This is a genomic window from Psychrobacillus soli (assembly GCF_006861775.1).
GTDB lineage: Bacteria > Bacillota > Bacilli > Bacillales_A > Planococcaceae > Psychrobacillus > Psychrobacillus soli.
In genome coordinates this window covers 172,079-196,977 of sequence record NZ_VDGG01000002.1, presented here as the reverse complement: position 1 = coordinate 196,977, position 24,899 = coordinate 172,079, and the positions used below count along the sequence as shown (strand labels likewise).

19 protein-coding genes, 4 pseudogenes and 1 riboswitch are annotated in these 24,899 nt (G+C 37.1%); of the genes and pseudogenes, 11 read left to right on the top strand and 12 right to left on the bottom strand.

The annotated features are described in order from the left end of the window. Nucleotides 1-518 precede the first annotated feature (518 nt). Complete coding sequence (locus FG383_RS01935) at nucleotides 519-944, top strand: nucleoside 2-deoxyribosyltransferase (protein ID WP_142605153.1); 426 nt, start codon at nucleotides 519-521, stop codon at nucleotides 942-944. Nucleotides 945-1,055: 111 nt separating this feature from the next. Here FG383_RS01935 and FG383_RS01930 read toward each other — a convergent pair. Both FG383_RS01930 and FG383_RS01925 read right to left on the bottom strand, forming a co-directional pair. Then, nucleotides 1,056-1,541: pseudogene (locus FG383_RS01930) on the bottom strand (ABC transporter ATP-binding protein); the annotation flags it as partial. Beyond that, complete coding sequence (locus FG383_RS01925) at nucleotides 1,538-2,551, bottom strand: FecCD family ABC transporter permease (protein WP_142605166.1); 1,014 nt, start codon at nucleotides 2,549-2,551, stop codon at nucleotides 1,538-1,540. The gene FG383_RS01925 and the pseudogene FG383_RS01930, both read right to left, overlap by 4 nt. 98 nt (nucleotides 2,552-2,649) lie before the next feature. Here FG383_RS01925 and FG383_RS01920 point away from each other — a divergent pair, with 98 nt between their 5' ends. Both FG383_RS01920 and FG383_RS01915 read left to right on the top strand, forming a co-directional pair. Next, on the top strand, nucleotides 2,650-3,147 hold the full coding sequence (locus FG383_RS01920; RefSeq protein ID WP_142605151.1) for an LURP-one-related/scramblase family protein: 498 nt from the start codon (nucleotides 2,650-2,652) through the stop codon (nucleotides 3,145-3,147). A 425-nt stretch (nucleotides 3,148-3,572) separates the two neighbouring features. Beyond that, nucleotides 3,573-5,111 (top strand): malate:quinone oxidoreductase, encoded by a 1,539-nt coding sequence (locus FG383_RS01915; protein WP_142605150.1) that lies wholly within the window; start codon nucleotides 3,573-3,575, stop codon nucleotides 5,109-5,111. Between the two features lie 55 nt (nucleotides 5,112-5,166). On the opposite strand, the gene FG383_RS01910 is transcribed toward FG383_RS01915, so the two are convergent. Together FG383_RS01910 and pgeF are read right to left on the bottom strand one after the other, a co-directional pair. Then, nucleotides 5,167-5,700 (bottom strand): ECF transporter S component, encoded by a 534-nt coding sequence (locus FG383_RS01910; RefSeq protein ID WP_142605149.1) that lies wholly within the window; start codon nucleotides 5,698-5,700, stop codon nucleotides 5,167-5,169. A 176-nt stretch (nucleotides 5,701-5,876) separates the two neighbouring features. Continuing rightward, a complete protein-coding gene (gene pgeF, locus FG383_RS01905) occupies nucleotides 5,877-6,653 on the bottom strand; it encodes a peptidoglycan editing factor PgeF (protein ID WP_142605148.1) in 777 nt (258 codons plus the stop codon). Between the two features lie 125 nt (nucleotides 6,654-6,778). Here pgeF and FG383_RS01900 point away from each other — a divergent pair, with 125 nt between their 5' ends. The 4 genes and pseudogenes from FG383_RS01900 to FG383_RS01885 form a co-directional block, all read left to right on the top strand. Further along, complete coding sequence (locus FG383_RS01900; protein WP_142605147.1) at nucleotides 6,779-7,117, top strand: zinc ribbon domain-containing protein YjdM; 339 nt, start codon at nucleotides 6,779-6,781, stop codon at nucleotides 7,115-7,117. Between the two features lie 103 nt (nucleotides 7,118-7,220). Continuing rightward, nucleotides 7,221-8,462, top strand: a complete 1,242-nt coding sequence (locus tag FG383_RS01895) for an ATP-binding protein (RefSeq protein WP_142605146.1) — start codon at nucleotides 7,221-7,223, stop codon at nucleotides 8,460-8,462. A 10-nt stretch (nucleotides 8,463-8,472) separates the two neighbouring features. Then, nucleotides 8,473-9,375, top strand: a complete 903-nt coding sequence (locus FG383_RS01890) for a response regulator (RefSeq protein ID WP_142605145.1) — start codon at nucleotides 8,473-8,475, stop codon at nucleotides 9,373-9,375. A 32-nt stretch (nucleotides 9,376-9,407) separates the two neighbouring features. Then, nucleotides 9,408-9,764, top strand: a pseudogene (locus FG383_RS01885) (cation:dicarboxylate symporter family transporter); the annotation flags it as partial. A 79-nt stretch (nucleotides 9,765-9,843) separates the two neighbouring features. On the opposite strand, the gene FG383_RS01880 reads toward FG383_RS01885, so the two are convergent. From FG383_RS01880 to FG383_RS01865, 4 genes are all read right to left on the bottom strand, one after another. Beyond that, nucleotides 9,844-11,025, bottom strand: a complete 1,182-nt coding sequence (locus FG383_RS01880; protein WP_142605144.1) for an SLC45 family MFS transporter — start codon at nucleotides 11,023-11,025, stop codon at nucleotides 9,844-9,846. Between the two features lie 75 nt (nucleotides 11,026-11,100). After that, on the bottom strand, nucleotides 11,101-12,294 hold the full coding sequence (locus tag FG383_RS01875; RefSeq protein ID WP_246096806.1) for a glycoside hydrolase family 18 protein: 1,194 nt from the start codon (nucleotides 12,292-12,294) through the stop codon (nucleotides 11,101-11,103). 277 nt (nucleotides 12,295-12,571) lie between these two features. After that, complete coding sequence (locus FG383_RS01870; RefSeq protein ID WP_142605142.1) at nucleotides 12,572-14,125, bottom strand: bifunctional metallophosphatase/5'-nucleotidase; 1,554 nt, start codon at nucleotides 14,123-14,125, stop codon at nucleotides 12,572-12,574. Nucleotides 14,126-14,530: 405 nt separating this feature from the next. Further along, nucleotides 14,531-15,931: a purine-cytosine permease family protein gene (locus FG383_RS01865; protein ID WP_142605141.1), complete on the bottom strand. Its 1,401-nt coding sequence runs from the start codon at nucleotides 15,929-15,931 to the stop codon at nucleotides 14,531-14,533. 286 nt (nucleotides 15,932-16,217) lie between these two features. Beyond that, nucleotides 16,218-16,402: riboswitch (Lysine riboswitch) on the top strand. A gap of 125 nt (nucleotides 16,403-16,527) precedes the next feature. Between FG383_RS01865 and FG383_RS01860 the strand changes: the two genes are divergently transcribed. The 3 genes from FG383_RS01860 to FG383_RS01850 all read left to right on the top strand — a co-directional run bounded on the left by FG383_RS01860 (nucleotide 16,528) and on the right by FG383_RS01850 (nucleotide 19,060). Then, nucleotides 16,528-17,370 (top strand): transporter substrate-binding domain-containing protein, encoded by an 843-nt coding sequence (locus FG383_RS01860; protein ID WP_142605140.1) that lies wholly within the window; start codon nucleotides 16,528-16,530, stop codon nucleotides 17,368-17,370. 184 nt (nucleotides 17,371-17,554) lie between these two features. Further along, the gene (locus FG383_RS01855) at nucleotides 17,555-18,307 is read left to right on the top strand and encodes an amino acid ABC transporter permease (RefSeq protein WP_142605139.1); all 753 of its coding nucleotides are present in this window, start codon (nucleotides 17,555-17,557) and stop codon (nucleotides 18,305-18,307) included. Between the two features lie 18 nt (nucleotides 18,308-18,325). Continuing rightward, complete coding sequence (locus FG383_RS01850) at nucleotides 18,326-19,060, top strand: amino acid ABC transporter ATP-binding protein (protein WP_142605138.1); 735 nt, start codon at nucleotides 18,326-18,328, stop codon at nucleotides 19,058-19,060. Between the two features lie 752 nt (nucleotides 19,061-19,812). On the opposite strand, the gene FG383_RS01845 is transcribed toward FG383_RS01850, so the two are convergent. The 4 genes and pseudogenes from FG383_RS01845 to FG383_RS01830 all read right to left on the bottom strand — a co-directional run bounded on the left by FG383_RS01845 (nucleotide 19,813) and on the right by FG383_RS01830 (nucleotide 24,382). Further along, the gene (locus tag FG383_RS01845) at nucleotides 19,813-20,301 is read right to left on the bottom strand and encodes a VOC family protein (RefSeq protein WP_142605137.1); all 489 of its coding nucleotides are present in this window, start codon (nucleotides 20,299-20,301) and stop codon (nucleotides 19,813-19,815) included. 182 nt (nucleotides 20,302-20,483) lie between these two features. Next, a pseudogene (locus FG383_RS01840) lies at nucleotides 20,484-22,253 on the bottom strand (vitamin B12-dependent ribonucleotide reductase); the annotation flags it as partial. A 340-nt stretch (nucleotides 22,254-22,593) separates the two neighbouring features. Further along, nucleotides 22,594-23,388, bottom strand: a pseudogene (locus FG383_RS01835) (ribonucleotide reductase N-terminal alpha domain-containing protein); the annotation flags it as partial. A 157-nt stretch (nucleotides 23,389-23,545) separates the two neighbouring features. Next, nucleotides 23,546-24,382: a lipoate--protein ligase family protein gene (locus FG383_RS01830; RefSeq protein ID WP_142605134.1), complete on the bottom strand. Its 837-nt coding sequence runs from the start codon at nucleotides 24,380-24,382 to the stop codon at nucleotides 23,546-23,548. A gap of 123 nt (nucleotides 24,383-24,505) precedes the next feature. Here FG383_RS01830 and FG383_RS01825 point away from each other — a divergent pair, with 123 nt between their 5' ends. After that, nucleotides 24,506-24,868: a rhodanese-like domain-containing protein gene (locus FG383_RS01825; RefSeq protein ID WP_185907818.1), complete on the top strand. Its 363-nt coding sequence runs from the start codon at nucleotides 24,506-24,508 to the stop codon at nucleotides 24,866-24,868. The last annotated feature ends 31 nt before the right edge of the window (nucleotides 24,869-24,899 follow it).

Genomic DNA, 24,899 nt, shown 5'->3' with positions numbered 1-24,899 from the left:
ACAACTCAGAACGAAAGCAATGGGATTTAAAAAAGATGGCTCCGGAAGCATACCGAAACCATCTCATCGCAGCCTAAACTGCAAACTCTCTTTTTATTAAACTGTCTACTTTAAAGGGCTCAGTTCATTTCTATCGGCTGGAAGCTTTTTGTATAGGAAAGGATGAGGAGGCAAAAATTTTTCTTCCAGAAGTGAGAAACCTTACGTCAATATTTTTTATATCCACTAAGTCCACTTGTCGCTCACCTATTAAGGAAAGCTTATTTGTTAGCACACGTATCCAACCTTCTAAATATTATAAGTGTTTATTGGGAAAACCGCATTTACATTAGTAGCGAAGAGCCTTACCATAAGTGAACGGTAAACAGATTATTGTTTTGAAAGCTAATTTCTAAAAGAAATTGTAGTAGTTATTCGGAGTGTTGAAATGAAGAGGCTTTTTGAATACAATTGGCAGAGAAGTGACGAATGGTTTCACCGTTGTAAACAACTAACGAAAGTTGAAGGAGATTAAATTTATGAAAAGAGTTTATTTAGCCAGCCCATTTTTTAATGAGAAGGAAATTGAATGCTTAGAACAGGTTGAGGCAATTTTGGCCGAAAAAGGTTTGAAAGTATTCTCACCGTTGAGAAATCCAATTGATGAACGTGTTGAAGTTGGTTCACGTCAATGGTCAATTGAAACATTTATGAATGATATAAAACATATTAAGTGGGCGGAAATCGTCGTAGGTATCTATCATGGCAACTATTCGGACAGTGGAACAGCATGGGAACTTGGTTACGCATATGCTACTGACAAGCCTGTTGTTTTAATCCATCTTGGTCCAAACAGTAATTTAATGGTGCATGAAGGTTCACATGCAAATATTACTTTAGAGGAACTAAAAGACTATGATTTTGATCAATTTGCTAGCTCTTTCTATACAGGTAAAATGCTCTAATGGTTCAAATAATAAAGGGGACCACTGCATCTTAATAGCAGTGGTCCCTTTACTTATCGTTATCTTACTGATAATCCAATGGGAATACAAAGCGGTGTTTGATCAACAGGATAACAAAAGGTCTGTATCTTGTGCTAAGGCCATTGCAATCCATGCTCTTTGTCTTTGTCCCCCAGATAATTCATCCAATGTACGATCCGCAAATTCAGTCATTTTTGTTGCAGCTAATGCACGTTCTACAATGGAATGATCTTCCGGTGTTGGTCTAGAAAATAAGCCCTTATGTGGATGTCTCCCATAGTAACATAGCTCTTTAACAGTGATATCTTCTGGTGCATCAAGCCCTTGAGGTAAAATGGCCAATTTTTTAGCGATTTCTTTGTAAGATTGCTGATGAATCGCTTTTCCATCTAAATAGACCATCCCTTCCTGGGGCGTTAATAACCTAGCCAAGGATCGTAAAATAGTTGACTTACCACACCCATTAGAACCGATAATCACACTAATTTTACCTTCCGGAACTTCTAAACTGATATTATTAAGGATTTGAGTTGTCCCATAAGAGAGAGAAAGATGCTCTGCTGATAAAGTTGTCATGACTTTTTCGCCCCTTTCTTATGATTTTTTCGTTCAGAACGTAATAAATATAAAAAATAAGGTGCCCCAATAACTGCTGTAATTATTCCAGCGGGTATTTCCATTGGAGGGAATAATCCTCTTCCTAGACTATCGGCAATTAATAGAAGAAGCGCGCCGAAAATCGCGGAAGTAGGGAGTAATAATTTGTATTTAGATCCTACAACTTTTCTGGCAATATGAGGAGCAATTAAACCAATAAAACCGATAGACCCTACCGTGGCAACACATACGCCAATTATAATTACCGAAACGCCTAGTAAAACATACCTTAGTGGCTTTGATCTTTCACCAAGACCTGTAGCGATATCATCACCAAGACTCAATATATCCAATTTCGAAGTTAAACCAATGAGTATTGGGATAAGAATGAGACATGGAAGCAACAGATATACTTGATCCCATCCTCTAGCCCATAAACTCCCTGCCAACCACAAAAGAGTCATATTCACATTGTCGGGAAACTTGACCATAAAATATTCGATCCCCGCTTGGCATATTGCCCCTAGAGCGATACCGACTAAAGCAATTGTAGTAGGTTGAGCACTTTGTTTATAAACAAATAACATCAAGATTACTGCAACAATCGCAGCTCCAATAAAAGCGGAAAGGGGCAGATAAATAATCGGAGCCGTTGGAAATAGAACCATGACCATTACAGCCGCTAATCCAGCCCCTTTTGTGACTCCAATTACATCGGGAGAGGCTAATGGATTGCGGAGGACACCTTGTAGAATAGCCCCAGCTGTAGCTAGTCCAGCCCCTACGATGATAGCGATTATAATACGTGGAATACGATAATTGTATAGAATAAATGCCTGACTTTGTTGTCCATTTCCAACTAAGTATTGAATGATTTCCGAAGGTGTAATATAAATTGCGCCGAATCCTAAACTTAATATGGATAAAGCTAGCATGGCAATCATTAGTGCAAAAATAATCATTTTCGGATGAAAAGTAAATTTCGACATAAATTTTCTTTTATTCACTGCTTAATATTCCTCCCTTTTCTTGCTAGATAAAGGAAGAATGGCGCTCAAGTAATATGCAATATCGAAGGAGGAATAGCATGAAGCAACTTTATATAAAGCAAAAAGTGTTCAGTCTAAGTGGCAAATTTACCGTAAAGGATCACCAGGAGCAAGATGTTTATTACGTGGAGGGCAGTTTTATGCAAATTCCAAAGACATTCTCCATTATGAACACAACTAGAGAGGAAGTCGCACTCATTACGAAAAAGGTATTCAGTTTTCTACCGAAGTTTTTTGTTGAGGTGAATGGTCGAGAGGAGTTAACAATAAAGAAGGAGTTTTCCTTCTTTAAAGCACGCTATACGATTGATGCGGCAGGTATGGAAGTATATGGCAACTGGTGGGATATGGATTTTCAAGTATTAAAGCATGGTGAAGTTGTCGGTAAAGTAAGCAAGGAGTGGTTCACTTGGGGAGATAGCTACCAAGTTCAAATATTGAATGAAGAGATGGAGACCATCATTATTGCGCTTGTTGTCTCAATTGATTGTGTGAAGGCTGACCAAGCAGCTGCTTCCTCAGCATCGACTATGTAAAATATTCAAAGTAAAAAACATTCCTACTATGTATTATCGGATGGCTTCGAGGGAGAAGGTCATATCTCTGTCCTTCATTCCTTGATTAGTAGAGCATTCATTTTCATTATACTTAGGGGTTTACGACTAGTCATTGACTTGAGTGAAAAAGGAATTTATTTACACTATAAGTATATAAAAGGTTGATGTATATCTCTTCTGGAATTTCCCCCATAATCTCTCCTTGATTCCACGACTTTATCCTACAATATACGACATAGATTGAGTTTGAGATGTTTTAATCTTGAAATAACTATGCTAAACTAATATAAGGATATTGATACAGAAAAGATGTGTTCCTAGGTTGCGTCTTGTCTTACTGCAACGCCAAAGAAGGAGCGTCTACATCCTTTCTGCAAAACTTAGGATATAAGGATATGGTAAAAATGAGTAACGGACAAACAAAAACAGATGTTATCTTAATTGGTGCCGGAGTCATGAGTGCAACTTTGGGGACACTGCTAAAAGAATTAGCACCAGACTGGAAAATTACAGTGCTAGAAAAACTGGATAAACCAGGAGAAGAAAGCTCTAATGAGTGGAATAATGCGGGAACGGGGCATGCTGCACTGTGCGAGCTAAACTACACGACCGAAAAACCAGATGGATCGGTAGATATTAGCAAAGCAATAAAAATCAATGAACAATTTCAACTTTCTAGACAGTTCTGGTCATACCTCGTAGAGAGCGATCTAATTCGCAATCCAGAGGACTTTATTATGCCATTGCCGCATATAAGCTATGTACACGGAGAACAAAACGTTAAATTTTTGAAAAACCGTTTTGAAGCGCTTTCAAATAATCCGTTATTTGAAGGAATGGAGTTTTCTGATGATCCAGAAAAACTGATGGAATGGATTCCACTTATGCTGAAAGACCGAGTTTTGGATAAACCGATAGCAGCAACAAAAATCGACTCTGGAACAGATGTTAACTTTGGTGCTTTATCGCGTATGCTGTTTGACCATTTAAAGAGTCAAAATGTTGATATTAGATATAATCATCAAGTGGATGATATTAAACGTACGAATGACGGTTTATGGGAAGTAAAAGTGAAAAGTGAAGGCGGTAAACTTGAATACCTTAATGCGAAATTTGTCTTTATAGGCGGCGGAGGCGGAAGCTTACCTTTACTGCAAAAAACGGGTATACCTGAAAGTAAACATGTTGGCGGATTCCCGGTAAGTGGATTATTCTTAGTATGCAAAAATCCAGAGGTTGTAGCGCAACATCATGCAAAAGTATATGGTAAGGCTGCAGTTGGTGCTCCACCAATGTCTGTTCCACACCTGGATACACGCTATATAAATAACGAAAAGTCATTATTATTTGGACCGTTTGCTGGCTTCTCACCAAAGTTCTTAAAAACTGGATCAAATATGGATTTAATAGGTTCTGTAAAGCCGAATAATGTGATCACTATGTTAGCAGCAGGTGCAAAAAACATGGCATTAACGAAATATTTAGTTCAACAACTTATGTTATCGAAAGAACAACGTATCGAGGAGTTACGGGAGTTTGTTCCAAATGCCAATAGTGAAGATTGGGATATCGTAGTAGCAGGACAACGTGTACAAGTGATTAAAGATACAGAAGCAGGCGGTAAAGGTACGCTTCAATTTGGTACCGAAGTTGTCACTGCAGCTGATGGTTCAGTTGCTGCATTACTAGGTGCTTCTCCAGGTGCATCTACAGCTGTTCATGTTATGCTTCAAGTAATCAACAAATGCTTCCCACAGCATGTAAAAGAGTGGGAACCGAAAATTAAAGAAATGATTCCTTCTTACGGCGTGTCTTTAGTGGAAAACCCAGAGCTTTTCCGCGAAATTCATGCTTCCACAGCGAATACTCTTGGTTTAAGTGAGGACATACTGAACGAAGTGGATTTTCCCGAGGAAGAAACAAAGAAATTAGAAAAAGTTTAAATTTAAAAAGAATCTTCCACCCAAATTTGGGATGGAAGATTCTTTTTAAAAGTTTCTATTTAAAAATAGGAACTTTCTTTAACACGGCACAAACCGGAAGAGCAATACACATACCTACTACAATTTGAACGAGATTTCCGGGAATAGAAGCTAAAGGAATAACCCAACTACCAAATATAACTCGTTCGCAAATATAATAAACGCCTAGCATAAAAGGAACAGAACAAATTGTTGCTACTAGATTGAAGACATAGCTGTTTCCATTACGACCATTTGACCAGGCAATTTTTCCAACAATGTATCCCTGTAAACCTCGAGCAACAATAGTGAAAGGCGCCCACAATGTCCACCCCATCATTAGATCAAATAACCCCATCCCAACAGCACCAGCAATTGCTCCTTTTTTAGGGCCAAATAAAATGGATGCTATAAAAAGCATGGCTGTTCCGAGATGAACTAAACCACCATTTGCAGTAATAGGCAGTTTAATGTTTAAAAGAACCGTTGCAACAAATACGAGTGCGATTAACATTGCGGTTATGATCATATCAACAGTATTTGTGTTTGAATAACTTTTTACTGGGTTCATAATAATGAGCCTTCTTTCTTTATTTCATTTTTGAATATCTTAGCAAGTAATTGGCTCCTTTAAAAGTGTCAATATTGTATAAAGTTTAGAGGTCAGTTTTCACTGTCTAAAGAAATGAGAAATGCATAAAAAGCACATCAATGGCTCAAGTTGATGTGCTTTCTATTTAGATTTCACTATGCAGAAGGTAAATGATCGTTTCTCATAATAAAACTCATATGCCTCCCACTTCTTTTATCTTGGCGATAAGAGAAGCCATTCGGATTCAAAAATGTACATGTTCGATCAATTGTAATTTGCTTAGATGGAATGCCTACTAGTTCACATTGCTTTTTCACAGTAAGCTGATTGTCAATATGGTACTTATTAGTTTGGTCATTGTAGTATATAAAATCATCCGCATAGCCAAGTTCTTTAAACTTAACATATACATCTGCATCCACTTCGAATTTCTCTTGGCTTAGCGCTGCACCAATTTGGACGTGTAAATCAGTTGGATTACAATGATCCACTTGCTTTAAATGCTCAAAAAGTTTGAAGGATATCTCTTTAACTGTTCCTTGCCAACCGGAATGAATAACACCTATAAGACCACTTACTTCATTGAAAAAAATAACCGGGACACAATCGGCAGTGAAGCTGGATAATAGCAAATTTGGTTCATACGTGTACAAGGCGTCCGTATCTGCAATGGCTGTATCTATCTGGTTTGCTCCGCGCCCTTTGTCCGCATACGTTACCTTGTGGAAATTTGCACTATGTGTTTGATTGGCACAAACGAAGTTTTCTAGTCCACATTGTAAAGAAGTAGCTAAACTTTTTCGATTTTCTAATACATGCTTCACATTTTCACAAGCATGAAGTGCCATATTGTTACTCTCAAGCTTTGTACTATCTTTCATGGTCATCCCTGCTATGAACTTCTCATTATTTACGTAAATGTTTGTTTTCATTTCATCACCCATTTTTTACTATATATTAGTATATAGTAGAAGTATAATGAAACGGTTGTCAAAATACCGTGACATGGTACTATAGAGGCATAATAGGAACTGTGTTTGAATGGAGGAAAAGAAAAATGGCTAACTTACCTAATTGCCCAAAATGTAACTCAGAATATACATATGAAGACGGAATTCTTTTCGTTTGTCCAGAATGTGCCCATGAGTGGACTGCTGGAGGAGCAGAAGAAAGTGAAGATACACAAGTTGTGCGAGATGCAAACGGCAATATATTAAATGACGGAGACTCTGTTACTGTCATTAAAGACCTTAAAGTTAAAGGTAGTTCATCTACTTTAAAAATAGGGACAAAAGTTAAAAGCATTCGTTTAGTCGACGGGGATCATAATATTGATTGTAAAATTGACGGTTTTGGTCCGATGAAGTTAAAATCGGAATTTGTTAAAAAAGCATAAAAATAGCGAAAAGACGAAGCATATAAATGTTTCGTCTTTTTTTTCTTCTCGATTGTTCGATGTTATACTCAAATTATTAAATAAGCCTTTCTAGGAGAGTTTCATGATTTTACGAAATAGTAAGTTTGCCATTATCCTGACTGTCCTGTTAACTGTATTGGCAAGTGAGTTTAAGGTTATTCCTTTTAGCGGGGAACATTTTCGTTTTGGTTTAGGAAGTATAACGTTCTTTTTACTTATCCTTATTCGACCACCTGCTTCAATCCTTTTAACAGGGTCTATTACGGGACTAGCAGTTGTGATTGCACGTATGATAAGGGAGACATTATTATATGGAGAATCCTTCTGGCTAAGTTTTGTTAGTCACGCACCTGCATTTTTGTTTTATTTTTTCTTTGCTTTAGGACTACGAATGATAAATGTAGAAAAGTATAAAGCTACTCCCTTTCTATTAGGGGCATGGGGTGTTGGGTTTGAATTTATCTCAAATAGTGTAGAGCATTCTGTACGAAATTGGTTTATGTATAAGGAGAGTTTAGGTTTTGAGGAATTAGCATTACTATTAGGAGTGGCAGTACTTCGTGGCTATTTTGTAGTAGGCTTGTATAGCTCTATTGCTATTGCCGAGCAAAAGAAACGAATGGAAGAAATGCTTGGAGTCAACTCGGAGTTATATGCGGAAACCCTTTACTTGGAAAAATCGATGGATCATATTGAACAGATTACCGCTTCTAGTCATGATTTGTACCGAAAATTAAAGCAACACGATATGCACGTATTAAGTGTACAAGCATTACATATTGCACAAGAGATTCATGAAGTGAAAAAAGATTCCCAACGAATTTTAGCCGGATTAAAGAATATGACAAAAGGGAAGAAAGATGACCCTATCTATTTGTCTGAAGTACTTCAGCTCGTGATCCATGCAAATGAAAAATATAGTGAGCTGTTAATGAAACATATACACTTTTCCATTTCGACAGAATTCGATTTTGAAACCGATCAACAAATTCCATTACTCGCTTTACTAAACAATATCGTCGCCAATGCCGTAGAAGCCATTTCGGATAAAGGGGAAATACATATAAGTATGTATGAGGAACCTAGTTATACTTTCTTTACGATAAAAGACTCTGGAAAAGGAATTCCAGAAGAAGATATATCGCTTATTTTTGAACCTGGTTATACGACAAAGTATAACGACAAAGGAGTTGCCGCCACTGGGATTGGACTTTCACATGTAAGAGAAATTATCCAAACGCTAACTGGTGAAATCCGAGTGGAAACGATGAACGAAGGAACTGTTTTTCATATCCAACTTCCGACGAACAATATAAGAAAGTGAGTGAACCAACCTGCGTTATTTTATTGTAGATGATGATACAGCAAGCAGAAAAATGTTAAAAAAGATTATAACGGAAGGAGATCTTGGTTTAGTAATTGGTGATGCAGATAGCGGTATCAGTTCGTTATCACCAATCGCTACAATGCACCCAGATGTTGTGTTAATCGACTTTTTAATGCCCGAATTGGATGGCATTGAAACGATAGAACAATTAAGAAAAAAGGGATATGAAGGGCAATTTATTATGATCTCTCAAATTGTTAATAAGGAAATGGTCGGCGAAGCCTATGAAAAAGGGGTAGAATTTTTTATACATAAGCCCATAAATCGAATAGAAGTTCAAAGTATCTTAAGAAAGATAGCGGAGCAATTTAGATTGCAAGATTCTTTACTTGCAATTAAAGAGTCTTTAGCAAATATTACTCCATCTAAACCAATTTATAAAAAACAAAGTGTGAAAGAAATCGTTTATTCTATCTTAAGCGATATGGGGGTTATTGGAGAGGTGGGAAGCGATGATATCATTGCAATGATGGAGTTCTTGTTCGATCAACATGATTCCATGACCCAATTGCCTCCATTAAAAGAATTATACGAAGCCATTTCGACAAAATCAGGAATTCCTTCCGTCAATATTCAAAGGGAAAGTAAAGCAATAGAACAACGCTTACGTCGAACAATACTAATGGCTATGAACAATATAGCTTCTTTAGGTGCGATTGATTACATGAACCCGGAATTTGAACATTATGCACCTCGTTACTTTGATTTTCAAGAAATTAGAAATCAAATGATCCAAATGCAAGAAGGAAGGAAAGACTTCGCCAAAATGAAAGTAAATAATAAAAAGTTTCTACAAGTTCTTTATTTAGAAGTACAAGAAAAATACAACCAGACTCCCAAAAATAGATAGCGTTGTAAAATATTTAGTAAATGTAAAAATCGGTGACGAACTTTATTATGAAATTCACTCTATTTGGTGTATTTGCTTTGATCGGGGTAACGGTCTCTAAATTCGGGTTGGAATCATTAGTCCCACTCGGTAAGTTAATGATATTAGTGTATGCGACGATGATTTTATTCATCATTGTAGTGCTTGGCGGTATTGCGAAGCTGGTTGGTGTGAACATTTTCCACCTTATGAAAGTATTGAAAGACGAGTTGCTTCTTGCATATACGACTTCTAGTTCGGAAACGGTATTGCCTGAAGTGATGGAGAAAATGGAAAAGTTCGGTTCACCAAAAGATATTGTAGCATTTGTTGTTCCGACTGGATATTCCTTTAATCTTGATGGTTTTACATGTTGCATCTATTGAGAAACTAGCTTAAAAATATAAAATTATGAACAAAAACCGGCTATCCATTTGGAGGTCGGTTTTGTTATGTGCTTATAATTGGTTTCTGATTGGGAACGCTTTTGACTCTTGCCATGCATATGAATGCAAAGAGCATGCTACCAGCAGTTGCATTAAATAGAATACCAAAACCAAATAAATCAATTAGTAACCCTAAAGTCGGTGGTGAAATGATAGCTGCTAACGAGGAAACGAAATAATATAAGCCCGTTCTTGTTCCAAAACTATGTTCAGCTCCAAGGGAAACGATGTATGGGTAAGAATTAATATTGATGCATGCCCAAAATACGCCTCCAACTAACAGAAGACTTCGTAACGAAAAGACGGATTCGACCCAATTTAATAAGAAGAAAACAAAAAATAAACCGACTATGCCAAATAAGATTACTTTTTTCTTACCAAACTTTGCTCCCAAAATGCCACTTGGAATAGCTGAAAGAACAAAGCTTAATGAAAAAAAAGCTAAAGAAAATGCAGAGGCACTTTTCGATAAACCAAGTTCGTTTACTCCGTATAATGTAAATAATGCTTCCATTCCTTGTATAGCCATAAACCAAAAAAAGATTGCGGCTAAAAGAAAAATAGTTGGTTTATTTAATTCTGCCTTGTAGTTTATTTTTGGTTTCATTGGTTCGATGAAAGGAATAGTGTCTTCTTTTTCACGGATATTTCTAAAAACGACAACTAACGCTACTATTAAGGTAGCGGATACCGCTAAAAATGGTAACGACTCTTTGATACCAAAAAGGTATGAGCCTATACTAAATGCTAAAATACCACCGCAACCACCCATAAAGTTAATCACACCATTTGCTTTTGTACGTTTTTCTTCTGGTGTAATATCAGGCATTAAGGCAATGGTCGGTGATCGAAAAATAGCCATGGATAAATTCATGCACACCATAAATAGGATTAATGTAAGCAAGCTTGTATGAAAAGGAATAAGGCCATAGAATATAGCAGCAAAGGGAATACCGATGAGTAAATAAGGCATACGGCGTCCAAATCGAGTATTCGTTCGATCACTGCGGTTTCCAATGTAAGGTTGTAAAAAAAGAGCAAAATAATTATCAATTGTCATTAGAAAGCCAATGAGCGCTGTACTCGAAAGGTAATCATTCAGAAAGTATGGGACGAATCCATTGTATAAAGCCCATCCTAAACTAATGCTAAAAAAACCAAACCCTAGTAGCCATATTTTTTTCATTACGCTCCCCCTCGTATAGGCTTTATGGGTAATAGAAGACCCCAATTTAATTAACGGGGCCTTATCTCGCTTCTCTTACAGCACCTTCTTCGTGTTAAAAAACTCTTCAAATAGTACAGCGGACTGGGCAAATTGTAATCCTAATTGCCATTCTCCAGCTCCTTTCAATCGATACTCCACTACTAGTTCTAGTTTTTCAGCACGTGCTCTGGAATCCTCATACCATACGATATGTCTTTGACCGTTTATATCCCAATATTGGTAAAAGGGCTGTTGGTACTCGGTAGAATAAGAGATTGGTACTTGGGCTGCCATTGCATTTTCAACTGCTTCATCTACAGAAACTGCCCTAGCACTTACCGCGTTTCCGTTGTCCATTGTCCAATCGTAGCCATAGCGGGGAACACCAAGAATGATCTTATTTCTGTTCATATGTTGAAGTGCAAACTGAATTGTTTTTCTTACTTCCGTTATCGGAGCTACAGGGCCAGGTGGGCTACTTGCTTCGTGAAAGTCATAAGCCATGAGAAAGACAAAATCTACAGATGCTCCAATTCCGCCATAATCATACCCTCTTAACCAGGGGATATTATCATTCGTCTTAGGTGGAACTGCAACAGATGTATAATATCCTTCAGGACTTAATCTAGCCCTTAATGTATGCAAGAAGCCAGTATATAGATCCCTTAGTTCTTCTGGTACTTGTTCAAAGTCAATATTTACTCCCGCGTAGTTCTTGTTTTTAACTAATTGATATATATTGTTGATAACACGATTTCTAATTTCGGTTGAACCTAATACTTGCTTCGTTAATTCGGGATCAAAGCCGGTAGAACTCAAATTCGTAATAACGACAAGAGGAGCTACTCTATTCTCTCTTGCTGTTTGTATCATTTGCTGATCGTCTAATGTACTTAAGCTTCCATCTTCTAAAACATGATACTCAAAGATGCCTAAAAAGGTATTAATAGGTGCATATCTTTCTATAAGTCTCGTATTTCTATCGGGGGTTGAAGGTGTTATATAACTTAAATTTTCTGCGCTGTACTTCGTTCTTGGAGGCAAATATAACCTCGTTCCTATCATTAATACATCCGAATGCAATCCATTGAAAAGTCGTATTTTTTCAATAGAAACGAAGCTCATTTGAGAAATCGTATACAGTGAATCCCCCGGTTGCACAATGTATATATTTGTCGGAATAAGTAAATCCTGACCTACTACTAAATTGTCGGTTGTTAAATTATTAATAGCGCGTATACTGTCCATTGAAACTTGGTACTTGTTTGCAATGGAAAATAGAGAATCGCCCGCTTTAACTACATAAATAAATATAGAAATCCCTCATCTCCACTTTAGTCATTCTTTTAACCATATGTCATTGCTTTTTTATTCATAACTAATGAATCGATTCCTTTGAAAAGAAAAAACAAGCACCCACTTATAAAAGTGAGCGCTTGTTTTTACTATTTTTTATCTATAAGTGTCGAAATGGGATACATGATTTCTTATGCTTGCACTGCATCTGCTAGCCATTTTGAAACTATTACCAAATAACTTTCCAATTATGATTGACGCTTGCTTTTACTGTCCGTCTTTCACGTATATAGTTGACGATTATTTCTGTCATGTCCATTGGAATATCTTTAATAACGGGCTTATCTTGGAACATGGTAAAATTGCCTCCGCCTCCAGCGCGATAATTGTTCATCACGACATCGTATTCACCATCTAACTGTATAGGAGCATCTTTAACATTTAAAGTGGTAACCCGTTTTCCAACTGGATTACGAATGTCCAATACGTACTCGATGCCTTCCCACATATCGTAGTTATAATGCTGAGGTTTTGGGTATATATAAGCAGGATTTACTTCTAGGGAGCCTTCTTCATTCAAGGTAAAGTATTGAGCACTTTGTTCCAATGCTTCCTTTATATCTTTTCCAGACAACCGAAGAACTTTCAGTGTATTCGGGAACATATAGTTGGCAATGATATCACGCATCGTTACATTTGGTTCGAAACCAGGAGAAGCATTGTTAAACAAAGATGTGTTGGAGATTTCTACTCCAGCAATGTCCATTTGCACATTGTTAATAAATTCAATAGCAGCATGGTCACTTGTTCGAACAATAAGAGGATCGGTGATTAACATATCACCTTTGATCTTGCCGATTGGCTGATCTAGCCACTTTTGTGTTTGTTCTTCTAAATTAGCGGTCATTTTGAGAACTTCTTTATCCGCTTCCACATCATCTACTGCCAATAATTCAGATGTTTTATGCGTAATTTCATTTTCTTCATTTAATGTGAGCACTATTTTACCAATCATTTGTCCATTATTAAATGGTTGAACAATTTCTACGCCATTAATATTACCGGTTAACGAGCGATGTTGGTGTCCAGTCAGTAAAACGTCAATTCCTTCGATCTCTTGGCATATTGCATACCCTTGATTTTCCCCGGTTAATTTTTCGGTTGGTTCTCCAGTTACGATGTCACGCTCAAAACCACCATGATAGGAAACAATAAGTACATCTGGATTTTCTTGTTCTTTTATATGCGCTACCCATTTCTTTGTATCTTGAAGGGCATCATGGAATGCTAGACCAGCAATATTTTGTTCATTTTCCCAGTTTGGAATGTAATGAGTTGTTACGCCTAATATAGCTATTTTTGTGCCTTCTACTTCTTTTATTGTATAAGGTTGACCAAAATAAGGTTGCTTTGATTTTTCACCTACAATATTTGCGGATAGCCAGGGGAAAGTAGATTCCTGCACAGCCTGATTCAGCATGCTCATACCGTAGTTAAATTCATGATTTCCAATGATTGCAGCATCATAGGACAAGTGATTTAAGATACTAATCATCGGATTACTTTTGTCTTTTAAAAATTGGACATAATAATAGGTTAGAGGTGTACCTTGGATGAGATCACCATTATCAATTAGTATTAGTTGCTCATCTAAAGCACGTTCTTGTTTGATTTTTGTAGCAAGTTTACCGAGTCCAATGTCTGCTATTTTGTTATTTCCATAGTTTAGAGGATAGATGCTTCCGTGAATATCGCTTGTTTGTAATATCGTTATTTTTTTCATCCATCATTTCACCACTTTCTGTTGAGAGTTTCATTTATCATAACAAAGTTTTCATAAAAACTTGCTTCGTTTACATAAAATTTACAGTTTAAATATCGGTAGAAATGCATCTTATGCATTGTAAAAAAGAGTAGCCAGATTTTTTCAGATCGGCTACTCATGTCTCTTTTATTTAAATGTATGTATACGGAAGGGGGTGAGGTGTAAATGTTTGGGGAACAACCAATGAAAAACCAATCAAATGATCAGCGTACTATAAACACAGCTTCGCAAAAAGAAGCGTGCATATAGCGTGAAACGAATCAAATGCCTCGTCCAAAAGGCAATATGGAAATCAGTCGATAAAATGAATGGTAGCTGATCGATTGGTTAATAGCTGTTAAAGAGGTAATCAATTTTTACCAATTAAGCAATATAATCTTCCTTAGGAATGTCTGTAGGGATACCTTTACTATAATACTTTCCTTTAGTAGAAATTGCTAAAATAACGGTAAGTATAGCCGCTAAAATCGCTGCGAAAAATGCTGCGGTACTTTGCAAAAATGAACCCATATATCCTAATGCGGCTATTGTTCCTAATCCACTAGAGATAATTAGAGAAACGACTCCAACAGGATTCCATTTATATAAAAACTCGTGTCGAGCTTCATAATAACGAGGTCCGATTTTAAGAAGCTTTTTCACAATCATTGCATCGGTGACTAATATTGCTGCCCAAGCGAGTAAAAAGACTCCTTGGAACGTCATCGCAGTATTTAGATGATCTACAATACCACCGAGCATTAAGACAATCGCACATATTCCTGAGACGACTACCCAAAAGCGTCTACCAGGTGTAAATTTAAAAATATTCTCGAAGAAATTAGAAAGTGATAAAGAACTACTATATATATTTGTAACGTTTATTCGTAGTTGTGTTAACATCGTGAATAATGCGCCGCCAATACCTAACAGTAGAACGATATAAACTCCTGGATTTGGTTCACCTAAACGAACACCAAACCATATACCGAGACCACCCATTACACCAAAACAGAAAATTTGGGGAATAAACCCAATGGCGAAAGATCCTACTTTGATATCTTTTGGCTTAAGAAAACGTGCGTAGTCCGAAGAAAGTAAAGCGGTAAGACCCATTATTCCATGCTGCATTCCGATACAAAGCAATAATGCTTGTCCTCCCATTTGAACGCCTTCTGGCATATATGTCCAAAAAGCTCCGTCATAAACAGAAGGTTTGTAGAATGACATGATAATGGCAGCCACTAAAAAAATACCGAAAATCGGCAGAGACCACTTTTGTAATTTATCGAGCTGTTTGATTCCAAACCAATTTAATGGAATGACGATTGATCCGAAGAAAATGATAAGCGCCCATTCTGGTAGGGCGGGGAAGAAGGTGTGAATTGCGGAAACTAGAATTAGTCCTTCAAATGCACAATACATGATGAAGTTTGTTGCATAAATGAATGAGGTTAACGATGCACCTATGTAACCAAAACCTCCACCCCTAGACAATAAATTGACGTTCATACCGGATTTTGCCGAAAGATAGGCAATGAATGTTCCGAGTATACCAGCAACGATTATCGCGTATATGGAGGATATGATGGCATTGATGGCTCCGAATTGGAGTGCCATAACGCTTCCCATTTGAAAATAAAAAATTGCCGTTGCGATACCAAACGTGATGTTAGTAATACTAAACCAACCCATATTTCTCTGATCTCGTGGCACTCTGTCTAATGAATAATCATCTTTCATTTCTTCTGACACTTTGTGATCTGCGACTTGGACAGATCCCATAATATCAACTCCCTTATTGTAAAAATTACTATTTAATTTGATTTCCATTTTTGTGTATCTATTCGTATCCCAATTCATTCATTCTTTATAATACCAGAAAAAGCAAGGTTTTATCAAATGTCCCGTTTAAAAGGGAGTAGTTTATGGCCATTTTTACGGAGTAGACACAATAAAAAATCCTTGTTAAAAGTAAAATATTGGATTGTTTTCTTTAGGGAGACAGGTTGACACATAGCATCCTATTATTGTAGACTATGAACAATAATTAAATACGACCTCACTTAATAAGTGGGGTAGAGGCGCGATATTTATTAGTCCTTAGTGGAGTTTGAGAAGCAATGATACTAAGGAGAAGGGGATGTCGCCGAAGTTTGTAAATATTTCTCGGTATTACATGCTGGGTCTGTAGTGAACAACTACAGGACTGTCCACTTTAAACGTCCCAGTTTATCGTGGTGTGCTATCTCATTTGGGTAAAGTAGAGGATTTAGGGCAACTATACAAATTGCGACCTGAGTTCATCTCAAGTCTTTTTATAGGTTGTCCTTTTTTATTGTTTTTAAACATAAACTGATTATAAAAGGGGAGAAATACACATGAAAAACAAATTACTATTGTTAACAATGTTCGTATCAATATTTTTACTTTTAGCAGCATGTGGAACGGATAGTACAGAAAAAACTGGATCATCTTCACAAGAAAGTGATAATACATTTACAGTCGGCTTGGAAGCTGGTTATCCACCATTTAACTGGACTCAATTAGATGATTCTAACGGAGGAGTAAAAATTTCCGGAAATGCAGAATACGCTGGTGGATACGATGTAGAAATCGCTAAAAAGATTGCAGAAGGTTTAGGGAAAGAACTAGTAGTTGTAAAAACAGAATGGGATGGATTAGTGCCATCTTTACAATCGGATAAAATAGACGCAATTGTTGCTGGTATGTCACCAACGGAAGAGCGCAAACAATCAATCGATTTCTCCGATAATTATTACACATCGAACTTTGTAATGATTGTCAAAAAAGGTGGACCATATGAAAATGCTACATCTATTCAAGACTTTAGTGGAGCGAAAATCACTGGTCAATTGAATACTTCCCACTATGGTGTAATCGATCAAATCGAAGGTGTCCAAAAACAACCGGCTTCTGATAATTTCTCAGCAATGCGTGTAGCTTTAGAATCAGGTGTGATTGACGGATATGTATCTGAACGTCCGGAAGGAATTAGTGCTTCCGCTGCAAATGAAAACTTTGCAATGGTTGAATTTACAGATGGATTTGTTGCGGATGAAGAAGAAACTGCGGTAGCAGTTGGTCTTAAAAAAGGTAGCGAGTTAACGGAACAGATAAATGAAATATTAGGGAAAATTTCAGAAGAAGAACGCCAAGAAATTATGGATAAAGCAATTCAAAATCAACCAGCTGCTGAATAATGAAGACAATCGAACCGGCTGCTACTTATTGCAGTCGGTTTTAACTTGAATCAGCAAGTATGATTAGCGGAACACTGGCTGTTATCGCCGCATCCATGCGATAACAGCTAATTGACCTGCATCACGCAGACGAAAGCGCAAATTATAAATCTGGACGTAATTGATTACTTAAAGGAGGGAAAGTATGAGTATTGAGTGGATTATAACGATGGTTATTAATAATTGGCCACTGTTTCTTCGCGGGGCAGGTATGACACTCTTAATCTCCATAATTGGTACTATTGTTGGTGCAATTATCGGTTTATTAGCAGGTGTTATTCGTACAATACCAACGCCTGAAAGAAAATTTAAAAGAGTTTTATTAAAAATAGTGAATATCATTCTTTCCGTTTATATAGAGTTTTTCCGTGGAACTCCAATGATCGTACAAGCAATGGTTATATTCTATGGTTCTGCAATGGCTTTTGGAGTAGATATGGACCGAACTGCAGCAGCTATATTTATCGTATCGATTAATACGGGTGCTTATATGGCAGAGATTGTTCGTGGAGGAGTTATTTCTATCGATAAAGGACAATTTGAATCTGCCCAAGCGATTGGTATGAACCATATTCAAACGATGCTCCATGTTGTATTACCACAAGTAGTTCGCAATATTTTACCTGCGACAGGTAACCAATTTATTATTAATATTAAAGATACTTCCGTACTAAATGTAATTGGGGTAACGGAACTATACTTCCAAACAAAAACAGTGGCCGGAATTAGCTTCAAATACTTTGAACCGTTTTTCGTAGCATGTATTTTGTATTTCGTTATGACGTATTCAGTAACATTAATACTACGTTATTTCGAAAGAAAACTAGATGGTCCAGAAAACTACAGTATGATTGGTCAACCAGCACAAGTAACTTTAACGAATACGAAAGAAAGCTAAGACGAAGGAGGAGCAGCAATGGAAAAAGTAATTGATATACAACATTTAAGCAAATCCTTTGGAGCACGCGAAGTACTAAAAGACATCGATTTCTCTGTGAACAAAGGAGAAGTGGTCAGTATAATCGGTTCGTCTGGATCTGGTAAATCCACGCTTCTTCGTTGTATTAATCTTTTAGAAAAACCAAGTGGTGGTCAAATTATTTATAACGGTGAAAATATTTTAGACGACAAACACGATATCCATGCTTACAGAACAAAGCTAGGAATGGTTTTCCAACAGTTTAACTTGTTTAATAATCATAATGTATTAAGTAATTGTGTCGTTGGGCAAGTAAAAGTGTTAAAACGTTCTAAAGAAGAAGCAGAAAAAATAGCGATGAAATATTTAAAAGTCGTTGGTATGGATCAATATGTGAACGCAAATGCAAAACAATTATCTGGTGGACAAAAGCAACGTGTTGCAATCGCTCGCGCACTTTCGATGGAACCAGATGTGATGTTATTTGATGAACCAACATCGGCTTTGGATCCTGAAATGGTAGGGGAAGTTCTAAAAGTGATGAAAGAACTTGCTGAATCAGGTCTTACAATGTTAATCGTTACACATGAAATGGAATTTGCAAAAGAAGTTTCGGATCGTGTTGTATTTATGGACAAAGGGGTTATTGCAGAAGAAGGAAGCCCAGAGCAAATTTTCAACAATCCAACCCAAGATCGTACAAGAGAGTTTTTGAAACGTACGTTAAAATAATGAAGGACATCGGACATCCATTTATGTTGAAACGTAAATGGATGTCTTTTTTAATAAAGAAAATAGCTGATAGTAATAAATTAGCGATTAAAAATAATAGATTTATTTCACGGGATAAGACGATATATTACTATGCATTGTACATAATAGAGAAAGTGCGTCGTATCATCGTTGTCTCAATCCAAGTAAACTTACTATTTTAAGAAGTGGTTGCTTTCACTGGTAATTTGGTTGCTCTCGTGCTGATTTGATTGCTTTTGGAATAGAATTAGTTGCTTTCATTGACAGTTTGGTTTCCCTAAACCATTTATTGGATTCTCACAGTANTATTTATAGGAATAATATGTCTTAAAGCTCGCTGAACTCGCCGGTGTAGTATTTGTTAAACTGGATTGTCGCGTTCAAGGGAATATTGTTTCGTTCAACCATTGAGACATCCCAACGTACGCCTAAGCGGCGGGGATGGCTCATCGCTCCCCCGGCGAAAAGCGTCCGACTGCAGCGAAAATCACAGCGGTCACCTAATAAAGCTTTTTACGACGCATTATCCCTAAACAGTGACTTATACCTTATATCGCCAAGATAGGGGTATCTGCATTCTATAATCTTTTGTTTCCTAAAGCATAAAAAAGCACAAACTGACAAGTTACTTGCATCAGTTTGTGCTTTTGTAGGATTTGAATAAAGATTGATCAAAGTGGTTTCTTTTCTTATCAACGAGTTTGCTGTTTTCATAAAAAAGATTGGATATTTTATTTAATTTTCTCAGCCAACTCTAAAATAATTCCTTCTGGCCCGCGAACGAAGCATAATTTATAAGCGTTTTCGTAGTTTTGTATCTCACCAATAAGTGATGCGCCTTTCTTTGTCAATTTGGTAACAAGGGCTTCAATATCTTCAACAGCAAAAGCAATATGCTGGATACCCAGAGTATTTGCTAAAGGATGCTGGATGCCATTTTCATCTGATGGCGTGTGAAATTTTACTAGTTCTATATTTGCGTCACCGTCTGATGTTCGCAACATTACTAGTTCTATATTTGCATCACGGTCTGGCGTTTGCAACGTTGCAATTTCCTCTTTAACGTCTTGAAGCCCTATTATCTGCTTCATCCGCTCCACCCACTCGCCTTCCACTTTTCCTTCCCCTACCATTTCAAGGCCAAAATCAAGAAAAAATGCTTTCATGGCAGGAAGATCATTGACGATTATACCCACATGATCGATTCTATGGATTTTCATATTTCCAACCTCCTTGTTCCTAATTTTATCACATATGTCTCCTATCCATTTTTGATGTTCTTTTTCTTTTAGACACAAAAACACCCCTTTAGATAATCATATCTAAAGGGGCAAAACGATGCATCTTTTTAATAAACGGTACTACTTTATTTCAAGGCACAGTGCTTTTACCTATTTTTTTATTATAAACCGCATTTTAGTTGTGCATTACAGTTCGTACAAGTGTTACAGCCGCCCATTTCTTCTACAGTTCCTTTTCGGCAAACTGGACAAGTGTTCCCTACTTCCGATCCAATCGTTACATTCGTCGAGCGTAAATCTTGGATTGTGTCGATTAACACGATTGGACGTTTTTCGATTACTTTTTCTTCTTGTTCATGGTCATCTAATGTGTTTTCTTCGGCTTTTAGCGTTAATACTTGCGCATCGCGACTTCCATCCACGTATACAGTACCGCCTTTTGCTCCACCGTTGTATAAACGCTCGTAAACAGCTTCTACTTGTTCCACTGTATAACCACGTGGAGCATTCACTGTTTTGGAAATGGAACTATCAATCCAGCGTTGAATAATACATTGTACATCTGCATGTGCTTCTGGTGGTAATTCCATTGCCGTTACAAACCAGTTCGGCAGATTTTCTTCTTCTGCTGTTTCATTTTTCGTTAAATATTCTTTGACAATGTCTGCTTTTACTTCGATAAATTTCCCTAAACGTCCGCTTCTGTAATACGTAAACGAATAATAAGGTTCTAGACCAGTCGAAACACCAACCATTGTTCCAGTAGAACCAGTAGGAGCAACTGTCAATAAATGCGAATTACGAATGCCGGATTCTAAAATAGTATCTCTAATTTCCTCTGGCATAGTTTGCATAAATCCTGTTTCTGTAAAAGCTTTTCGAAGTCGATTCGTTTCTTCTTCTGTTTCGCCTGTTAAGAACGGGAAACTTCCTCGTTCTTTTGCTAGTTCTGCAGAAGTTTCATATGCTGCAATAGCAATGGTTTTAAATATCTCATCTACTAGAATATTGCCCTCTTCAGAACCGTATTCTTTTTCACAATAAATAAGTAGATCGGCTAATCCCATTACCCCAAGTCCAACACGTCTCTCACCTAGTGCTTGTACTTTATTTTCTTCTAAGAAATATGGTGTTGCGTCAATAACATTATCTTGCATGCGTACACCAACGCGTACTGTTTCTTTTAATGCTTCATAGTTTACTGTTTTTGTTTCTTTATTTGCAAATTGTGCCAAGTTAACAGCTGCTAGGTTACAAACAGAATATGGAGCTAGTGGTTGCTCACCACATGGGTTGGTTGCAACAACTTTTTGCCCATATGCTTTTGCATTTGTTTTTTCATTTGCATTGTCAATGAAGAAAACTCCTGGCTCTGCTGAGTAAGTTGCACAAATATTAATCAGATTCCAAAGTTCTTTCGCTTTTACTGTGCGGTAAGTTCTTACAGCATAACCCATTTTCTCCCACTCACGAACATCGCCAACCGTATGCCAATTTTCGTTGTAGAATGCCATTTCCTCTTCTGTATAAGATTCAGTCGCTGGGAAACGTAGGTTAAAGTCTTCGTCATTTTCTACCGCTTTCATGAAATCATCTGTTAATGTTACTGAAATGTTCGCACCTGTTAAAAATTCAGGATTATGAACCGTGTACGTTCCACCGTCACGAAGTTTCGTTTCTGCATCACGAATAATTTCGTTGCTGAATCCTCCGAGGCCAGGAATTGTTTTATAGTTAATAATACCTTGATACATCGCTTCTTCTTGGAATGTTAAAGGTTTGAATTTAAGCTTGTCCTTCGCTAATTGTTTAATCGTTTCGTCGTTTGTATTTTCGATTAGGAATCGTAAAATACGTGGATTTTGCATTTTCGAAATGATGAATTCCGCAATATCCGGATGCCAATCTGCCAGCATTATCATTTGTGCTCCCATTTTGTTACACCACCAATAGTGGGGTTAGGTCATTTCTGCCTAACTCTTATGCTTTCACATAAGTTCAGACTATATCATCAAAGAAATATAATAATTCTTTGTCTCGTGCCTTATAGAATCATTACTGATATCTATAATTTACTTCTTCCATAGCAATGCGTTAGGAAGTTTCAATAGTCGTTGAACGTTGATCTTTCGTTTCCGAAGACCCTTCGCTGCTGATTGTCCAATCTCTCTTCTTTTCAAACCTTCACGCTCACTATTACTAGTCACGTTGTGGTGAAGAAAGCTCTAAGGATGTTCCAGCAATTCACGAGATTACGTCGCCGATATGTTAACGACGTGATCCACCTTGTTCGACAAGATGAGTCAATTTAGCAATATCATCTAACCAAGAAACAGAACCGGAAGATTTTCCGTTTACCCCGCGCGCTAGTGTGTTACGTGGACGAAGTGTTGAACCGTTTGTCCCAACTCCACCACCGCGGCTCATAATTTCCATTACTTGTTTACGATGATCGCTAATTCCTTCACGCGAATCAGCTACAAAAGGCATTACGTAACAGTTAAAATACGTTACGTCGGTTCCTGTACCTGCTCCGTATAATACTCGTCCAGCAGGGATGAATTTTAAAGAAACTAATTGCTGATAGAACTTCTCGAACCATTCCGCTCTTTTTTCTTCTGTTTTTTCAACCGAAGCAAGTCCAGTAGCATTTCGCTTAGCAATTTGTTCGTAGAATACTTCTAAAGGTTTTTCAATTACGCTAAGAGGGCGGGTTACAACTCCTGATGCAATTTGATTACTATCGTCAATTGCACTTCGGTAATCTTCTTCGATCAATACATCTGCTGTTTTCGCATCAAGATTAATCGACACGATATACCCTAATCCTCGCGCTGGAAATTTCGGGTCATCTTTTACCGTTAATACGACAAAATCTCCTATTTTCAGTGTTTTTTTCTCCGTATCCTTAAAAGAATAGCGGTCAATCATTACTAGTCTAGATACACCTTTATGTGTCAATGTCATGTTGTCCGTAATTGGGTGTACTTGTGGAAATAGTTCAATATCTTTGTTTAATTGCTCAATGTTAATGGTTGCATTTTTATTTTGAGATGCTAATACCATCATATTGCCTCCCTTTTATCCAAAAATAAAACACACCATATAGTGTGCAGTTATTTACACACAATACTATATGTTGTGTCGTTTTGCAAATGAACCGTATTACTTCAAACGTAACCGCCTCAGTAGTCAACAGACTAAATGACTATAAAAAAATAAATTATTTTCTAAAATTCCAATCATCGTTAGCATAACGCGTTGCATCCAATTCTTTCACATATCTTTCTTGTTCTTCCGTCAACGTATATTCAACCAATTCTATTTGCAATGCCTCTTCAAAACCTTTTTTAAATGCTGTCTTGCATTCGTCGATTGTTACAGGATTTTGACTTATTTTGTTGATCGCAACTGCTTTTTTGGACAAACTCCCTTTGACGCGTTCTTTTAATGCTTCGGAAGAAAATTTAAATGTCTGAATTAGTTTATCCTCATCTAAATCTAATAAAATTGCCCCATGCTGTAAAATAACACCTTTTTGTCTCGTTTGTGCGCTTCCAGCCACTTTTTTACCTTCTACTACAAGCTCGTACCAACTTGGTGAATCGAAACATACAGCAGACTTAGGCTTTCTTAAATCTTGCCTTTTTTCTTCTGTATCAGGTACTGAAAAATAAGCATCTAATCCAAGATTTTGAAAACCAATTAACAAGCCTTCACTTATAACTCGGTATGCTTCTGTTACTGTGGCAGGCATATCAGGATAACTTTCTGTTACAATCACACTATATGTAAGTTCATGTTCATGGAGGACGCCTCTTCCGCCGGTAGGTCTTCTAACAAATCCTAGCCCAAGTTGCTTCACTGCGTCCAAATCTATTTCTTTTTCAACTGATTGAAAATAGCCAATCGACAAAGTAGCAGGATTCCACTCATAAAATCGAACAATTGGTGGGATAAGCCCTTCACTATGCCAATCTAACAGCGCTTCATCCAATGCCATATTATAGGACGGACTACAAGGACCTGAATTTATAAAATACCATTTTGTCTTTTCCACTCGAATCTCCCCCTCACAACGATACTCATTTTATCAAATAGATTGAATTGTATCTAGTAATTCTTTTATAATGAATAAGGAAACATAGAAAGGGGAAAGACCGTGACTACTAGTTTATATTTTTTGATCGGTGTAATTGTTGCATTATTAGTCTATGCTATCGTTCAAGCATTGCGACTAAAAAAAGCAGTTACAAATCTTACGCAAGAACAATTCATCTCTGGCTACCGTAAAGCCCAATTAATCGATGTAAGAGAACCAAAGGAATTTGATGCTGGCCATATACTTGGAGCAAGAAATATTCCTTCGTCACAACTTCGACAACGTTATAAAGAAATTCGTGCAGATAAGCCTGCTTATCTATATTGTCAAAGCAGTGCAAGAAGTGCTCGTGCAGCAATGTTTTTAAAGAAAAAAGGATATACAGAGTTAAACCAACTACAAGGCGGCTTCAAAACCTGGACTGGCAAGATTAAAACGAAATAATTTAAACTTGCATGTAACAGTTCTTAATTCT

What these genes read in the sequence shown, in the direction of transcription:
- FG383_RS01935 (WP_142605153.1), top strand. Translation starts at nt 519, where the DNA reads ATGAAAAGAGTTTATTTAGCCAGCCCATTTTTTAATGAGAAGGAAATT.
- FG383_RS01925 (WP_142605166.1), bottom strand. Translation starts at nt 2,551, where the DNA reads ATGTCGAAATTTACTTTTCATCCGAAAATGATTATTTTTGCACTAATG.
- FG383_RS01920 (WP_142605151.1), top strand. Translation starts at nt 2,650, where the DNA reads ATGAAGCAACTTTATATAAAGCAAAAAGTGTTCAGTCTAAGTGGCAAA.
- FG383_RS01915 (WP_142605150.1), top strand. Translation starts at nt 3,573, where the DNA reads ATGAGTAACGGACAAACAAAAACAGATGTTATCTTAATTGGTGCCGGA.
- FG383_RS01910 (WP_142605149.1), bottom strand. Translation starts at nt 5,700, where the DNA reads ATGAACCCAGTAAAAAGTTATTCAAACACAAATACTGTTGATATGATC.
- pgeF (WP_142605148.1), bottom strand. Translation starts at nt 6,653, where the DNA reads ATGAAAACAAACATTTACGTAAATAATGAGAAGTTCATAGCAGGGATG.
- FG383_RS01900 (WP_142605147.1), top strand. Translation starts at nt 6,779, where the DNA reads ATGGCTAACTTACCTAATTGCCCAAAATGTAACTCAGAATATACATAT.
- FG383_RS01895 (WP_142605146.1), top strand. Translation starts at nt 7,221, where the DNA reads ATGATTTTACGAAATAGTAAGTTTGCCATTATCCTGACTGTCCTGTTA.
- FG383_RS01880 (WP_142605144.1), bottom strand. Translation starts at nt 11,025, where the DNA reads ATGAAAAAAATATGGCTACTAGGGTTTGGTTTTTTTAGCATTAGTTTA.
- FG383_RS01875 (WP_246096806.1), bottom strand. Translation starts at nt 12,294, where the DNA reads ATGGACAGTATACGCGCTATTAATAATTTAACAACCGACAATTTAGTA.
- FG383_RS01870 (WP_142605142.1), bottom strand. Translation starts at nt 14,125, where the DNA reads ATGAAAAAAATAACGATATTACAAACAAGCGATATTCACGGAAGCATC.
- FG383_RS01865 (WP_142605141.1), bottom strand. Translation starts at nt 15,931, where the DNA reads ATGGGATCTGTCCAAGTCGCAGATCACAAAGTGTCAGAAGAAATGAAA.
- FG383_RS01860 (WP_142605140.1), top strand. Translation starts at nt 16,528, where the DNA reads ATGAAAAACAAATTACTATTGTTAACAATGTTCGTATCAATATTTTTA.
- FG383_RS01855 (WP_142605139.1), top strand. Translation starts at nt 17,555, where the DNA reads ATGAGTATTGAGTGGATTATAACGATGGTTATTAATAATTGGCCACTG.
- FG383_RS01850 (WP_142605138.1), top strand. Translation starts at nt 18,326, where the DNA reads ATGGAAAAAGTAATTGATATACAACATTTAAGCAAATCCTTTGGAGCA.
- FG383_RS01845 (WP_142605137.1), bottom strand. Translation starts at nt 20,301, where the DNA reads ATGAAAATCCATAGAATCGATCATGTGGGTATAATCGTCAATGATCTT.